The 15,631-nt window shown below is 37.6% G+C and carries 11 protein-coding genes and 1 riboswitch; of the genes, 3 read left to right on the forward strand and 8 right to left on the reverse strand.

Features of this window, described 5'->3' with window-relative positions; genetic code table 11:
- Positions 1-32: 32 nt before the first annotated feature.
- From CW736_RS14040 to CW736_RS06275, 7 genes are all read right to left on the reverse strand, one after another.
- A complete protein-coding gene (locus CW736_RS14040; protein WP_157810897.1) occupies positions 33-284 on the reverse strand; it encodes a hypothetical protein in 252 nt (83 codons plus the stop codon).
- Positions 285-453: 169 nt separating this feature from the next.
- Positions 454-1,278, reverse strand: coding sequence for a thymidylate synthase (locus CW736_RS06250; RefSeq protein WP_101013159.1), 825 nt, complete (start codon positions 1,276-1,278; stop codon positions 454-456).
- A 105-nt stretch (positions 1,279-1,383) separates the two neighbouring features.
- Entirely contained in the window at positions 1,384-1,785 is a 402-nt protein-coding gene (locus CW736_RS06255; RefSeq protein ID WP_232735433.1) for a thymidylate synthase, read from the reverse strand.
- Between the two features lie 75 nt (positions 1,786-1,860).
- Positions 1,861-3,573 carry a NupC/NupG family nucleoside CNT transporter gene (locus tag CW736_RS06260; RefSeq protein ID WP_101015050.1) on the reverse strand — a complete coding sequence of 571 codons (1,713 nt, stop codon included), beginning with the start codon at positions 3,571-3,573 and terminating at the stop codon, positions 1,861-1,863.
- A 16-nt stretch (positions 3,574-3,589) separates the two neighbouring features.
- A complete protein-coding gene (locus CW736_RS06265) occupies positions 3,590-4,201 on the reverse strand; it encodes a bifunctional nuclease family protein (protein ID WP_101013160.1) in 612 nt (203 codons plus the stop codon).
- Between the two features lie 264 nt (positions 4,202-4,465).
- Positions 4,466-5,434 carry an electron transfer flavoprotein subunit alpha/FixB family protein gene (locus CW736_RS06270; RefSeq protein WP_101013161.1) on the reverse strand — a complete coding sequence of 323 codons (969 nt, stop codon included), beginning with the start codon at positions 5,432-5,434 and terminating at the stop codon, positions 4,466-4,468.
- Positions 5,435-5,614: 180 nt separating this feature from the next.
- A complete protein-coding gene (locus tag CW736_RS06275) occupies positions 5,615-6,361 on the reverse strand; it encodes an electron transfer flavoprotein subunit beta/FixA family protein (protein WP_101013162.1) in 747 nt (248 codons plus the stop codon).
- 291 nt (positions 6,362-6,652) lie between these two features.
- Between CW736_RS06275 and CW736_RS06280 the strand changes: the two genes are divergently transcribed.
- The 3 genes from CW736_RS06280 to CW736_RS06290 all read left to right on the forward strand — a co-directional run bounded on the left by CW736_RS06280 (position 6,653) and on the right by CW736_RS06290 (position 13,064).
- Complete coding sequence (locus CW736_RS06280; RefSeq protein WP_101013163.1) at positions 6,653-7,633, forward strand: pyruvate dehydrogenase complex E1 component subunit beta; 981 nt, start codon at positions 6,653-6,655, stop codon at positions 7,631-7,633.
- Between the two features lie 135 nt (positions 7,634-7,768).
- Positions 7,769-10,297, forward strand: a complete 2,529-nt coding sequence (locus CW736_RS06285) for a DUF5686 and carboxypeptidase-like regulatory domain-containing protein (protein WP_101013164.1) — start codon at positions 7,769-7,771, stop codon at positions 10,295-10,297.
- 307 nt (positions 10,298-10,604) lie between these two features.
- Positions 10,605-13,064, forward strand: a complete 2,460-nt coding sequence (locus CW736_RS06290) for a sodium-translocating pyrophosphatase (RefSeq protein ID WP_101013165.1) — start codon at positions 10,605-10,607, stop codon at positions 13,062-13,064.
- Between the two features lie 295 nt (positions 13,065-13,359).
- Here the strand turns inward: CW736_RS06290 and metK are convergent, their stop codons facing one another.
- Positions 13,360-14,622 carry a methionine adenosyltransferase gene (gene metK / locus CW736_RS06295; RefSeq protein ID WP_101013166.1) on the reverse strand — a complete coding sequence of 421 codons (1,263 nt, stop codon included), beginning with the start codon at positions 14,620-14,622 and terminating at the stop codon, positions 13,360-13,362.
- 700 nt (positions 14,623-15,322) lie between these two features.
- A riboswitch (SAM riboswitch) is annotated at positions 15,323-15,444 on the forward strand.
- Positions 15,445-15,631 lie beyond the last annotated feature (187 nt).

The raw sequence follows: 15,631 nt of genomic DNA on the forward strand, positions 1-15,631 counted from the left end.
GTGTTTTTGCGTATTACGCTTTCGCGAAAGCTTTAACCTCCAGTTAAATTGATTTTGAAGATACATTCTTTCCTTAAATATTGTTGTACTAATTCAAAAATAAAGATAGCTGGAACAAATAAAATGGTCTCGTCCCATCTGTTATTATAGTTGTAATGTCTGGGTGGGAGCGGCTCTTTGTGTTTGGTATGATACCTGACGAGCCTAATTCCAAAAACAATAATTACTGCTGCAACCAAAACGATCACAATCAATACAAAAGCTTTGGGTATAGCGTCTTTCATCAAAGCTCGTTGTAGTCTTTGCACCTGCTCTTTCTCCTGAACTCTTAGCTGCTTTTCCCGTCTTTAATTCTTTTTTTTTCTAGGGCTTTGTAATAAGTTTCTGGGGGAATAAGTTTATAATTCCTAGTTTTAGCCTCCTGGAGGTTGATAGGAATTTGATAAGACTAGCTTAAACAGCAACTATGCCTTTAATCGCAGGATGTGGATCGTAATTTTCTAAACTGAAATCTTCATACTTAAAATCAAATATATTTTTGATTTCGGGATTCAGTTTCATTTGTGGTAATGCTCTCGGTTCTCTAGTCAGTTGCAGTTCTACCTGCTCTCTTAAGTTGTTGTAAATATGTACATCACCAAAGCTGTGGATAAAATCGCCACATTCCAAATCGCATACCTGCGCGACCATCATGGTTAACAAAGCATAGCTTGCAATGTTAAAAGGAACGCCTAGAAACACATCAGCGCTTCTCTGATAGAGTTGACAGCTCAACTTATTGTCAGCCACATAGAATTGGAAAAATGCGTGGCAAGGTGGTAAAGCAGCTTTACCATTTTCTACATTTTCTGAAAAACTTTTACCAGTATCAGGAAGCACGCTCGGATTCCATGCGCTTACCATCATACGGCGACTGTTAGGGTTGGTCTTTAAGGTGTGTATGACGTCTTTGATTTGATCTATTCCTTCATCATTCCAATTGCGCCACTGGTGTCCATAAACAGGGCCAAGATCGCCATTCTCATCAGCCCATTCATTCCATATTCTTACGTTATGATCTTTGAGGTACTGAATGTTAGTGTCTCCAGATAGCAACCACAGCAGTTCGTGAATAATGGATTTTAAGTGTACCTTTTTTGTTGTTACTAAGGGAAAGCCTTTTTGAAGATTAAAACGCATTTGATAGCCGAAAAGGCTGCGGGTTCCAGTTCCAGTGCGATCACCTTTGTCGGTTCCGTTTTCTAAAATATCTTGAAGTAAATCTTGGTATTGTTTCATAATCAATAAAGTTGCTTTGTTGACACTTGTTAAAGCCAGACATTACAAATTACTTGAAATCTATAATTAAAAACGAATAAATGTTATCGAAGATATAAGCTTTTATTAACCAGCGTGACGCTCGTCTTCATTATCAGTAAATGAATCTGCCCAAGCGACCGCACTTTCCATATTATTGAAAAAGCCAAAGGAGCCAGAATATAAAGATTGCTCTGTAGCCGCTTGAATTTTTTGTTCTAAAGTAGTTCCAACTACAGCAATTCCTATCATAGTCTTTGCATTCACAAGTTGGTATACTTTAGCGTCTACATCATGGCCAAATTCACGATTAGAGATAAACACTATTTTTTCTTTGCCGTAATAATCGTTGATATCAGTGAGCATGCGCATGGCAATTTCATTGTTCACAATTACCCCAGAATGTAACAGGCCTATAACGTAGTGGTCATAGCAAGACATGGAACCAAAGGTGTAATCAAACTTGTGCTTGTAAGGGATGATTTTCAAGAGGGGATGTTTTTTTTAAATATGAACTTTGGCAAAAATAAACCTTTCTTTAACAAAAGCTTGGGTTTTACAAATTTATCCAAATAACATTCCTGCTATGGTTGCTGTAAGCAGTGCCGCGCAAGTTCCTCCTATAAGTGCCTTAATACCAAAAGCGGCTAAGGTTTTACGTTGCCCAGGAGCAAGAACACCTATTCCTCCTATTTGTATTCCAATAGACGCAAAGTTTGCAAATCCACAAAGAGCATAAGTGGCTATAATAATCGATTTAGGATGCATTATTTTACCCGCCTCCTTAAGGTCTTTCAAAGATCCATACGCTATGAATTCATTAAGGATGGTTTTCTCTCCCAGAAGTTGACCTACTAAAACAATATCGTCTGTATGAACACCTATAACCCATGCAATAGGTGCAAAGAGGTTCCCTAAAATGTATTGCATGGAAAAGCCGTCGTACCTACCGTTACTAGAAGATTCTATGATGGAGTTTAAACCAGTGTATTCTCCTATTAAGTCCTTTAGTCCAAAATTCACTACGGCGATTAACGCCGTGAAAACAAGAAGCATGGCACCGACATTTACAGCTAGTTTTAATCCATCTGTGGTACCACGCGAAATGGCATCTAATATGTTACTACCTATTTTATCTTTAGAAACGTTAAGGGATCTGTCAATTTTAGTTTTGTCTTCTTCTGGATACAGCATTTTAGCGATTACGATTGCCGCAGGTGCACTCATTATTGATGCGGTGAGCAAGTGCTTGGTAAATAATATTTGTTGAGCTTCACTTTCGCCACCTAGAAATCCTATAAAAGCAGCAAGGACGCCACCGGCAATAGTGGCCATGCCACCTACCATAAGACATAGCATTTCTGATTTGGTCATTTTCTCTAGATAAGGCTTGACTACCAGAGGTGCTTCTGTCTGTCCAATAAAAATATTTGCTGCAGCTGCAAGGGACTCTGCACCACTTAATCGCATTGTTTTACTCATGATCCAAGCGAGTACATAAACTACTTTTTGAAGGATTCCTAAGTAATATAAAAGCGATGTAAATGCCGAAAAGAAAACAATAGTCGGGAGGACCTTAAAGGCAAATACATAACCCCAATTACCACTAGTGTCTATAAAATTACCAAAAACAAACTCTGCTCCAGCTTCACTGACAGCAAGAAATCTGACAACACCAGTTGAAATAGCGTCGAAAATATAGGCTACACTCTCAAATTTAAGAACAGAAATAGCAAAAACAATTTGTAAGGTAATACCCACTATCACCAAACGCCAGTCTATCTTTCTTTTATTCTTACTTAATACAAAGCAAAGTCCTAATATAAACAGGATCCCTAGTATTCCTCGATAAAAGCTTTCAAGGTTAAAGCCTAACTCATTAGATATTTGAACATTAGAAGAAGCGATTTTTTTTTTGATTAAAAAAGTATAAGTAACGCTCTTGTTTTTTAATAGCAAGCTATCGCCATTTACCTTTTCTAGATCAAACTGTTTAAGTTCTATTAGTGGTTCATTTGGATAAAGAGCGATAAAGTCCCCCTGTAAAATAAACCTACCACTAGAATTGAGACTATCTATTCCAGTGTAGTACTTGTAATTCTGTTTATGGAAGGAAATGCTGTCTAGCTGTAATGGTGTTGCTTGGGAAAGATCATCTGCCGTTGCCGAGTGGAGTGCCCATGTTCCTTCTATAGGGGTATTATCTTGAGCATTTGCTATAAATGAAAAACAGATAAAAGTTAAAGCAGTAAAAAATCTGGACAGAAAAGAAATCATATTTTTGCGGAAAGGGTTATCGTTTAGATATTTCATCTCTGATTTGCGCGGCCAGTTCATAGTTTTCGTTAGCAACAGCTTCACCCAACATCTTTTTAAGTTCAGTTAAGGAGAATTTACTATAATCGTTTGCTTCTTCGGTTGCTGTATTGATGAGCTCATCAATCATTTCTTCACCATCTAATTCTACAACTTCCAGTTCTTTGTCTGGTTTAATGTGTTGTTGGATTCCTGCTTCTTCTAGAATATTTTCATAAGTGAAAACAGGTGCTTTGAATCTTACCGCCAGTGCGATTGCATCGCTGGTTCGGGCATCAATTATTTCTTCAATTTTATCTCTTTCACAAATAAGGCTGCTGTAGAAAACACCATCTACTAACTTGTGAATGATCACTTGTTTTACAGTAATAGAAAATCGTTGTGCAAAACTTTTAAATAAATCATGGGTAAGAGGTCGCGGCGGACTCAGCTCTTTTTCTAAAGCGATGGCGATGCTTTGTGCTTCAAATGCTCCTATGACGATGGGTAGTTGCCTAGAGCCATCAACTTCTTTGAGCACTAATGCATAAGCACCGTTCTGAGTTTGGCTGTAAGATATGCCTCGTATTTTAAGTCGTTTTAGACTCATGCTTAGTTAATTGCTAGAAATAGAAATCATTAGGCTTTTTCTATGTACTTAAAAATTGTTCTTTTCAAATTAAACTTTTGCCTTTACGCTGCTTAGGGTTATACGGAGCAGTTCAAAAAGCATTGATTTAACTTTAAAAATTCTGTTTTTATTTAGACCTAAAACATCTAAATGAGTTCATAAAAAAAGCTGTGCAAAAATGGGGATTTTCTCCTATTGCACAGCTCTAAAAGTAAGAAATTCTTAATGAACTTATAAAGAATCTTAAGCGTTTTCCGCTTTAAAGGCTTTTAATTTTTCAATGAGAGCAGGAACGACTTCAAAAGCGTCACCTACCACACCATAGTCTGCTGCCTTAAAGAAAGGAGCTTCTGGGTCTGTATTGATGACTACTTTAATCTTAGAAGAGTTGATTCCAGCAAGGTGCTGTATAGCTCCAGAAATACCTATAGCGATGTATAAGTTAGAAGCAACTGGCTTTCCTGTCTGTCCTACATGTTCTCCATGTGGTCTCCATCCCAAGTCACTTACTGGCTTTGAACAAGCTGTTGCTGCTCCTAAAACGTCTGCAAGCTCTTCAATCATTCCCCAGTTTTCTGGTCCTTTCATACCACGACCTGCACTTACCACGACTTCAGCATCTGCTATAGTTACTTTATCAGTAGCTTTATCTACGGACTGAACATGAACAGTAAAGTCTGCATCACTTAATGATGGAGTAAATGCTTGAACGGCACAATCAGTTGCATTTTCTTTAAGACCATAAGCGTTTTTAGATATTCCAACTAACTTTATGTCGGTAGTAATTGCTGTATTAGAAAAGGCTTTGTTTGTAAAAACAGTTCTTTTTACGGTAAAAGGTTCTGTGGAAGAAGGCATTTCGGTTACATTAGAAACATAACCCGCTTCTAAATGCACACTTACTAGGGATCCTAAATACTTAGAATCTGCACTAGAACTGATTACTACCACTTTTGCATTTTCAGCTTTTGCGGCTTGTGCAATAGCGTTAGCATAGGCCGCAGCATTAAATTTATCTAATTTGGAATCGCTTACATTGTGCAACCTACTCACACCGTAAGTTCCTAAATCTCCAGCGTCATTAGCATGAAAAGATATAGCGGCAACATCTGTTCCCATCATATCTGCCACACCTTTTGCATAACTGGCTACTTCATAAGCAGTCTTTTTAAAACTACCGTTTTCTGATTCTGTATATACGAGTACTGACATATATTTTGATTTTTATTGTAACATCCATATCTAATGGACGGTTACTTGTTTTGTTATGGTTTGGCTTTTTTACCGTATCAATTGCGGTACAAGCCTTTTTTAATTTCGCTTTCGCGAAAGCGAAATACGTCACATATTAAAATACAGAATTTAATCATTCTGTATTTTAATCCTTAGCTATTAAATCGCTTTTGCTTCGTTGTGAAGTAAATCGATTAATCTGTCCAGATCTCCAGCATCTACAAGAGTTACCTGGCCTTTAGGCTCTGGTTTTGTAAAGGAAATACTATTCGTTTCTGTAGTAGTATCTGTTGCTGGAATTACAGTTAATGACTTTTTACGTGCCATCATAATTCCCCTCATATTAGGAATTCTCAAGTCACTTTCTTCAACAAGACCTTTTTGACCACCTATTACCAGTGGAAGGCTTGCCGTTACAGTTTCTTTACCCCCATCGATTTCACGTACAGCAGTGGCGTTAGAGCCATCTACTTCAAGAGAAATACACGTATTAACAAAGCTAGCTCCGGTCATTGCAGCGATCATGCCTGGAACCATTCCACCGTTATAATCGATTGATTCACGACCAGCGATGATAAGGTCATAACCACCATCTTTTACAACAGCACTTAATTGCTTTGCTACTTGATAACCGTCTGTGGCTGGCGTATCCACTCTAATAGCCGTATCTGCACCTATAGCGAGTGCTTTTCTCAATGTTGGTTCTACTTCAGCTCCACCTACAGTAACAACATCTACACTTGCTCCTTGTTTTTCTTTGAACCACATGGCGCGAGTCAGACCAAATTCATCATTTGGATTGATCACAAATTGAACACCGCTTGTGTCAAATTGTGTATCATTATCTGTAAAATTGATTTTGGAAGTGGTATCGGGCACGTGGCTGATACATACTAATATCTTCATATTTTATAGTCTTTTAAATCTTTTCAATCGTTTGCGAAAATACAGAAAAAACAAATAATAAATTATGCACGCATAATAAAACTTTGTTTAAATATTTATCGCCTATTGATTTTACATAATTTTCAAAAGCAGCGTAAGTGTTGTCTTATATAGGTTTTAGGTAAATAGTTTCAAATTTCAATGTTAATAGTAAGTAATTAGGGTATTTTTTAGCCTAAAATTCTCTAATACTAAGCTTATGTAAGTTATTTTTGTTTTCTTGAAATTTGATCACATCCATATCCTATATATATGAAGACAATACAATTCCGCGAGGCAATATGCGAAGCGATGAGTGAAGAAATGAGACGCGACGAGACTATCTACCTGATGGGTGAAGAAGTGGCAGAATACAATGGAGCCTATAAAGCTTCTAAAGGAATGTTAGACGAGTTCGGTGCAAAGCGAGTTATTGATACTCCTATAGCTGAGCTTGGTTTTGCTGGTATAGCTATTGGTTCTACGATGACAGGTAACCGTCCTATCGTAGAATACATGACTTTTAACTTTTCACTAGTCGGTATCGACCAGATCATTAACAACGCCGCAAAAATACGCCAGATGTCTGGTGGACAGTTCAAGTGTCCTATCGTTTTCCGTGGTCCTACAGCAAGTGCAGGGCAACTTGCAGCAACGCACTCGCAAGCTTTTGAAAACTGGTTTGCCAACACGCCAGGTCTTAAAGTAATTGTACCATCAAATCCTTATGATGCTAAAGGGCTTCTCAAAGCTGCTATACGCGATGACGATCCAGTTATTTTTATGGAGTCTGAGCAAATGTATGGTGATAAAGGAGAAGTGCCTGAAGGGGAGTATGTACTACCTATTGGTGTTGCAGAGATAAAGAGAGAAGGAACTGATGTGACCATCGTTTCTTTTGGTAAAATTATTAAAGAAGCCTACAAAGCGGCAGAAGAGTTGGAAAAAGAGGGGATTTCTTGTGAAATCATCGATTTAAGAACCATACGTCCTTATGATAAGGAAGCGATCTTGAAGTCGGTTAAGAAAACCAACCGATTGATAATCCTTGAAGAAGCATGGCCATTTGGTAACGTATCCACTGAGATTTCTCACATGGTACAAGCAGAGGCATTTGATTACCTCGATGCTCCTATTTATAAAATCAATACACAAGATACTCCAGCACCTTATTCTCCAGTTTTATTTGCAGAATGGTTGCCTAACTACAAAGATGTGGTGGAAGGAGTAAAGAAAGTGATGTATAAGAACTAGTTTTTTTATCCATAAATATGTAAAACCCATTTCTTATGAAATGGGTTTTTTTAGTTTTAAAAGATCAACAGCACTTTTATACATTAAACACCTCCACTTAACGATAGTATTTTTACTTTTGATTTTTACCTACTTATGAAAAATGATGTAAATAATTACGCTTTCGCGAAAGCGATATCCAAACAAGTCCTATTTATAGGGATTCTTTTTTTTACTCTAATAGGTATCGCTCAGACTAAAGTAGGCGGAGTGATCTATGACGAATTTGGAGATGGCGTACCATTTGCAAACGTAGTCTTCCCAGGTTCCAGCGAAGGAACCATCTCTAATGATAATGGAAGGTTTTATTTGCAATCTGAGAACACCTATCAGGAGGTGGAATTCTCTTTTGTAGGATATAAAACACAAATATTAAAATTGGATGTCAAGATTAATCTGGACCTAAAAATAATATTACAAACTGATACGGCAGAATTAGATGCTGTAATGGTCTATGCTGGAAAAACTTCTAAAAAGAACAATCCTGCCATCGATATTCTACGTAAAGTATGGGAAAATAGACGTAAAAATGGACTTTCTCAATTTGAGCAGTATCAGTACGATAAATATGAGAAGCTGGAATTTGACATGAATACCATAGACAGTTCCATGATCAAATCCAAGTTGTTTAAGGGGATGGAGTTTGTTTTTAATTATGCTGATACCAGTCGTATTACAGGTAAAACCTATTTGCCTATTTTTATTAATGAATCCCTTTCTACGGTTTATGGAGATAATGAAATCAATAATGAAATAGACGATGTAAAAGCAAATAAAAACTCTGGTTTTTCCAACAACCAGACATTGATTGCCTTTGTAAAGGACTTGTACAACGATATTGATGTGTACGATCGTTATTTAAAATTCTTTGATAAGAGCTTTACCAGTCCAGTAGGAAAAAGCGGTATTGATACCTATAACTATGTATTGAGGGATACTGCGATTGTCGATGGAGTAGAGGCGTACAACATTGTTTATTATCCGCGTCGTAAAGGAGAGCTTACTTTTAAAGGAGATTTTTGGGTAGCTACAGATTCCTATGCGATCAAAGAGATCAACATGCAGGCAACAAAAAGTGCCAACATTAACTGGGTCAAAGAAATCTATATTGAACAAGAATATGATGTCTTAAACGACAGTTTGTTTTTAATAACCCGCGATTACTTTTTGAGTGATTTTGCTTTGAATAAAAAGGAAAAATCAAAAGGTATTTATGGAAAACGCACCACCTTATTTGATAATTATCAATTTGACATTGCAAAAGATCCAGATTTTTACAGGCGTAGAGTAAATGATTACAACCCAGAAATCTATGATAGAGATGAAGCGTACTGGGACAAAAACAGATTAGAAAAACTCAATAAGGATGAGAAGCAGGTGTACACCATGCTGGACACGCTTAAAAAGAATAAGAAATTCAAGCGTCTTTATAATATAGGTACAGTTCTCGCATCTGGATATTATGAGTTCGATGGCTTTGACTTTGGTCCTATTTTTTCCACTTTCGGATTTAATGATGTAGAAGGGGTGCGTTTGCGTGCTGGAGGAAGAACTTTCTTTACAGCAAATGATCCATGGAGAATAGAAGGTTACGGGGCCTATGGTTTTACCGATCAAAAATTCAAATTTGGAATAGGGGGAAAATACCTATTAGATAAACAAAGCAGATTGATCGTAAGCGTTGGTTATAGAGACGATGTAGAACAACTCGCTGCCAGTCTTACCAGAACAAATGATGTTTTAGGGCGCAGTCTTGCATCAAGCGCCTTAATCAGTGCAGGAAACAATGGCAGGCTTTCTAAAATTAAATTAGGAGTGGCAGCGGTAAGTTTTGAACCGCTGTACAATCTAGAATTTAGATTAGGAGCCAGTTATAGAAAAATTGAAACTGCAAACCCAGGCTTTTTTAGTTTAGATTACTTTGATACAGATGCTCCAGGAGGAATAGGTTCTGAAACCAATCAAGCGGAGGTGGACTTCTCTATTACCTATAAGCCAGGTCGTAAAACGACCAACTATGGTGTGGACCGAACCATCATTAATGATGGTGCTTACCCAATACTTTTCTTAAATTATGCCCGAGGTTTTAAAGATCTTTTTAGTAGTAATTTTGATTATGATAAGGCACAGTTCTATTACAGTCATCCATTTCAGATAGGGGTTTTTGGTAGATTAACAGCCCGTCTTGAAGCAGGGAAAACTTTTGGAGAAGTGCCACTGGCGTTGCTAGATGTCATTCCAGGAAACCAGACCTATTTCAATATTCCCGGTTCCTTTAATACCATGAATTTTTACGAGTTTGTAACCGATGAGTACCTTATGGTGAACTTAAATCATAATTTTAATGGACGTCTTTTTTCACGTATACCAGGCTTAAGAGATTTAAATTTAAGAGAATTGGTAGGTGTGAAAGCTGCCTACGGTCGCATCAGTGATGAGAATATAGCATTAAATGCAAGCGGTCTCAATTACCTCGCACCAGAAGATATTTTTTGGGAATACAGTGTAGGAGTTGGTAATATATTTAAAGTATTGCGATTAGACGTCAACTTTAGAGGGGGCTACAATTACTTGCCAGATGCCAGACAAATTGCAGTGACTGGTAGTTTTGGTTTTTATTTTTAGAAACGTATTCAAACAGCATCTTTACATTGATAGGTCATACCGCTGTAGAGCGGTATCGGCTGGAAATTATCTCAAAAACCCATTTACTTTATGTAGATGGGTTTTTTGGTTTCCGCTTTCGCGAAAGCGGAATCACATCAATTTTTAACCAGACTTATAATTATTCAAATCGTAGTTTATTGTTATCATATCTGTATGATTAATACTGCTGTTAGTGAATATTTATTCGATTCGAAATATAGCGATCGTTTTCTTAACATTATTTTATTACTTTAGCGAGATTTAAAAACCAAATACCAACTATTTTATGGAATCGTATATGATTTATTTGCCAATTCTTTTGGCAGTTTTGGGGCTAGTTTACATGCTCATTAAAAAATCCTGGGTAATGAAGCAGGATGCCGGCGACGGTAAAATGAAAGAAATTTCAGATCACATTTATGAAGGTGCATTGGCCTTTCTAAAAGCAGAATATAAATTACTGGCCATTTTTGTGTTCGTGGTAAGTGTTCTGTTATTTATAGTATCTCTTTTTGTTCCTTCTACCCACTGGATGATTGTTATCGCATTTATTTGTGGAGCCATATTCTCAGCTTACGCGGGAAATATAGGAATGAAAATAGCCACCAAAACAAACGTGAGAACCACACAAGCAGCTCGTACAAGTTTGCCTAAAGCCTTAGATGTTTCTTTCGGTGGAGGCATGGTAATGGGACTAGGCGTTGCTGGTCTTGCCGTTTTAGGTTTAACAGGATTCTTTTTATTGTTCTATCATTTCTTTATGGGTGGAGAATGGACTGATAATGATGCCATGACCGTTGTGCTTGAAACACTTGCCGGATTCTCTCTTGGAGCAGAGTCTATTGCACTTTTTGCTCGTGTAGGTGGCGGTATTTATACCAAAGCAGCTGACGTAGGTGCTGATCTTGTAGGTAAAGTAGAAGCAGGAATCCCGGAAGACGATCCACGTAATCCAGCAACTATTGCAGATAATGTAGGTGATAATGTAGGTGATGTTGCAGGAATGGGAGCAGATTTATTTGGTTCTTATGTAGCGACAATTCTAGCAGCTATGGTTCTTGGAAATTACGTAATAAAAGACATGGGTGGCAATATCGTTAACGAAGGCTTTGGCGGTATAGGTCCTATCTTATTGCCAATGTCTATTGCTGGTGTAGGTATCATTATTTCTATGATAGGAATGATGTTGGTGCGATTAAAAAACAAGGATGCAAAAGAAGCCCAAGTAATGGGTGCTTTAAATATTGGTAACTGGACGGCCATAGGTTTAGTAGCGCTGGCTTGTTATGGACTTTGCATGTGGATGCTTCCAGAAACCATGCAGATGAAGTTTTTTGGAGAAAATTTAGATGCAAATGGCAATGAAATACCCATGCTGGTTTCTAGAATGAATGTATTTTATGCCACTTTAGTTGGACTCGTAGTAGGAGCAGTGATATCCTCTGTGACAGAATATTATACGGGACTAGGTAAAAAGCCTACTCTTAAAATTGTACAACAATCTTCTACTGGTGCAGGAACAAATATTATTGCTGGTCTTGCAACCGGTATGATTTCAACTTTTCCATCCGTTTTACTCTTTGCAGCTGCCATCTGGTCGTCTTATGCTTTTGCAGGTTTCTACGGAGTGGCGCTGGCAGCAAGTGCCATGATGGCCACTACAGCAATGCAGCTAGCTATTGACGCATTCGGTCCTATAGCAGATAATGCTGGCGGTATTGCAGAGATGAGTGAACAAGACCCTATCGTGCGAGAGCGTACTGATATTTTAGACGCTGTAGGAAATACAACAGCAGCTACCGGTAAAGGATTTGCAATTGCTTCGGCAGCATTGACTTCGCTTGCTTTATTTGCAGCCTACGTAACCTTTACAGGAATAGAAGGAATTAATATTTTTAAAGCACCAGTTCTTGCGATGTTATTTGTAGGAGCAATGGTTCCTGTAGTATTTAGTGCGCTTGCTATGAATGCGGTAGGAAAAGCAGCCATGGAAATGGTAGAAGAAGTACGACGTCAGTTTAGAGAGATTCCTGGAATCATGGAAGGTACTGGTAAACCTGAATACGATAAGTGTGTGGCAATTTCTACAAAGGCTTCTTTGAAAGAAATGATGTTGCCAGGTTTATTGACCATTGGTTTTCCATTGGTCATTGCCTTTGTACCTATGATTTTTGGTATGGATAACCTTGCTATTGCAGAGATGCTTGGTGGTTATATGGCCGGAGTTACCGTAAGTGGTGTGCTTTGGGCAATCTTTCAAAACAACGCTGGTGGCGCTTGGGATAACGCCAAAAAATCTTTTGAAGCTGGTGTAGAAATCAATGGAGAAATGACCTATAAAGGCTCTGACGCTCATAAAGCAGCAGTGACTGGAGATACAGTCGGTGATCCTTTTAAAGATACTTCTGGACCATCTATGAATATATTGATTAAATTAACTTGTTTAATTGGTCTTGTTATAGCTCCTATTTTAGGAGGTCATGGAGAAAAAGGACAAGCGGTATTATCAACCCCTACTCCGGTAGTACAAGAAGTAGTAGTAAATAGTAATACAAATAATACCATTCAAGATGTAGATATTCAAAAAACTACAGATGAAGCAACTGGAATCGTGACGGCGAATGTTACTATAAAAACTAAAGTAAACGGTGCAACAGTGAGAAAAACTCATAACTTAAGTGGCACTAAAGCTGAGGTAGATGCACAAATTGCAAGAATTGATAAGGAAGTGAGTGGCTTCAAATAGACCAACTACCTTTTAAAATTAAAAACCCATTGTGATCAAGTCGCAATGGGTTTTTTTTATGGTTAAATTCATAGAGTATATTCAGTTTTTTAAATGATGCTTTCCCATATTAGAAATATAGGCGTTCCATTTTTTGCATCTGACAAGTGCGACCAGAGGAAGGCACAATACCACCAGGCAAAAAGTGTTGGAACTGATGAAATTAATTTAAGCTTTGAAAATTAAACATAAAAAAAACTCTATCGAAAACCTTGGATTCCAATAGAGTTTTAAATCTTATTTGAGACTTAAATATTTAATCAGCTATGGCAAATGCTTTTTTTACTTGATCTACATAATCCAATTTTTCCCAAGTAAATAACTCTACTTCACGTTCTACTCTTCCATTATAGGGAGATTCAAACACTAATTTTTCTATACGTGGGGTTCTCCCCATATGACCATAAGCGGCTGTTTCAGAATAGATAGGATTTCTTAATTTCAATCGAGACTCTATAGCTGCGGGACGCATGTCAAATATTTCAGCAACTTTTTTTGAAATCTCTCCGTCGGTAAGATTTACTGTTGAAGTTCCATAAGTAAAAACGTTGATAGAAGTAGGCTCTACCACACCTATCGCATAAGAAACCTGGACCAATACTTCTGTCGCAAGTCCTGCAGCTACTAAGTTTTTTGCAACATGACGAGAAGCATAGGCAGCACTTCTATCTACTTTTGAAGGGTCTTTTCCAGAAAAAGCACCACCACCGTGAGCACCTTTACCACCATAAGTGTCTACAATGATCTTACGACCTGTAAGTCCGGTATCACCATGTGGGCCACCGATAACAAATTTACCGGTAGGATTGATATGGTAGGTAATGTCATCATTAAACAATTTCTGCGCATAAGCAGGAAGCAATTCTTTGACACGAGGGATCAGGATCTCAAGAAGATCTTTTTTGATTTGTGCCAGCATCGCGTGGTCATCATCATTAAAATCATCGTGTTGTGTGGAAATAACAATGGCCTCGATACGCTGGGGGATATTATCATCACTGTATTCAATGGTTACTTGTGATTTTGCATCTGGGCGCAAATAGGTAATGTCCTTCATTTCACGTCTTAATGCCGCTAACTCGATAAGGATCTTGTGAGAAATATCTAATGCAAGTGGCATGTAATTCTCTGTCTCGTGGGTTGCATAACCGAACATCATGCCTTGGTCTCCGGCACCTTGCTCTTCCTTAGTTGCACGATCTACGCCTTGGTTGATGTCTGGTGATTGCTCGTGAATCAAAGAAATGACCCCACAGGAATCACCAGAAAACTGATAAGCTCCTTTGGTGTAACCTATTTTATTGATCACATCTCGAGCAATTTGAGCTGCGTCCACATAGGTATTGGATTTTACTTCACCGGCAAGCACTACCTGTCCAGTAGTTACAAGGGTTTCACAAGCAACCTTTGATTCTGGGTCAAAAGCTAAAAAATTATCTAATAAAGCATCACTGATCTGGTCAGCAACTTTGTCTGGATGTCCTTCACTAACGGACTCTGATGTAAATAAGTAGGGCATTTTATAGTTGCGCTTTCGCGAAAGCGAAACAAAAACAAACTAATTTTTTAAGATGAACCATCTATTCAATATAGGACCATCTTTTTAAAACTCGCTTGAATCGTAAAACCTCGCGTGATTAATAATAAAAGAAGATAAACGTGGCTGTATTGTTTTGCGCAGTACACTGTTTTAGCGTTTTATGTCTCGAATCTAATTTCGGGACGAGGTCGCAAGCAGCCAAATCTTTCCTCTTTAATGAAGTACAAATGTAATAAATGTAATCCTTTATTAATACCAATGGTATAGGATTATTAACATCTACCATAATAAGATCTTATAACCAGAGTTGATATACGTCACTTTAAATGATGTAGTATGGAATCAGACGCGCTCTTTACGAGAGCCGCAGTTAATTAAAATCATTACATTATTCAGGAATCTGAGGCTTCGGCCGATGTCCTGAACACCCACTTGTTATTTTTTATTTTACAGCATCTAAGCAGAGCAATAAGGCTGAAGCTTCAACTCTTTAGGACTATGAATGTTGATTTTAGAGCAAAGGAATAATTAAATATGATACTGTAAGTAGTTTATAAATCAATGGATTAGACTCTAATAATCCAATACCCTATAAAATAAATAGGATAAAAAACTCTTAAAAATTTGGAAAGAACAAATAGTTTTCTGAATCTTTACATCAACGTTCATAACCTTACTGAAATTATCAAGAAAGGACGAGGGATCAGACCCATCGACTCCTTAGCAACCCTTTATTTATCTCAACAATAAATGAAGAAGGTGCTAATTTCTGCTCACAGCTTTTGTGAGACTAGATGATGCAAACAATAGTAGGTTCATACGACCACAAGTTTCTTTTTTGATTTTTATTTCTGAGCCATTGCTCGGGAACTAAATCTGTATTTCTAGATTGTTTTGAGCTTTATATCAGTTTAATGACGGTATGACGCGTTTAAATTTTCTCATTTCTCGTCTTATTTACAGTTCTCAATTTCCATAGCCACGGCTA

Source organism: Nonlabens sp. MB-3u-79 (genome assembly GCF_002831625.1).
GTDB lineage: Bacteria > Bacteroidota > Bacteroidia > Flavobacteriales > Flavobacteriaceae > Nonlabens.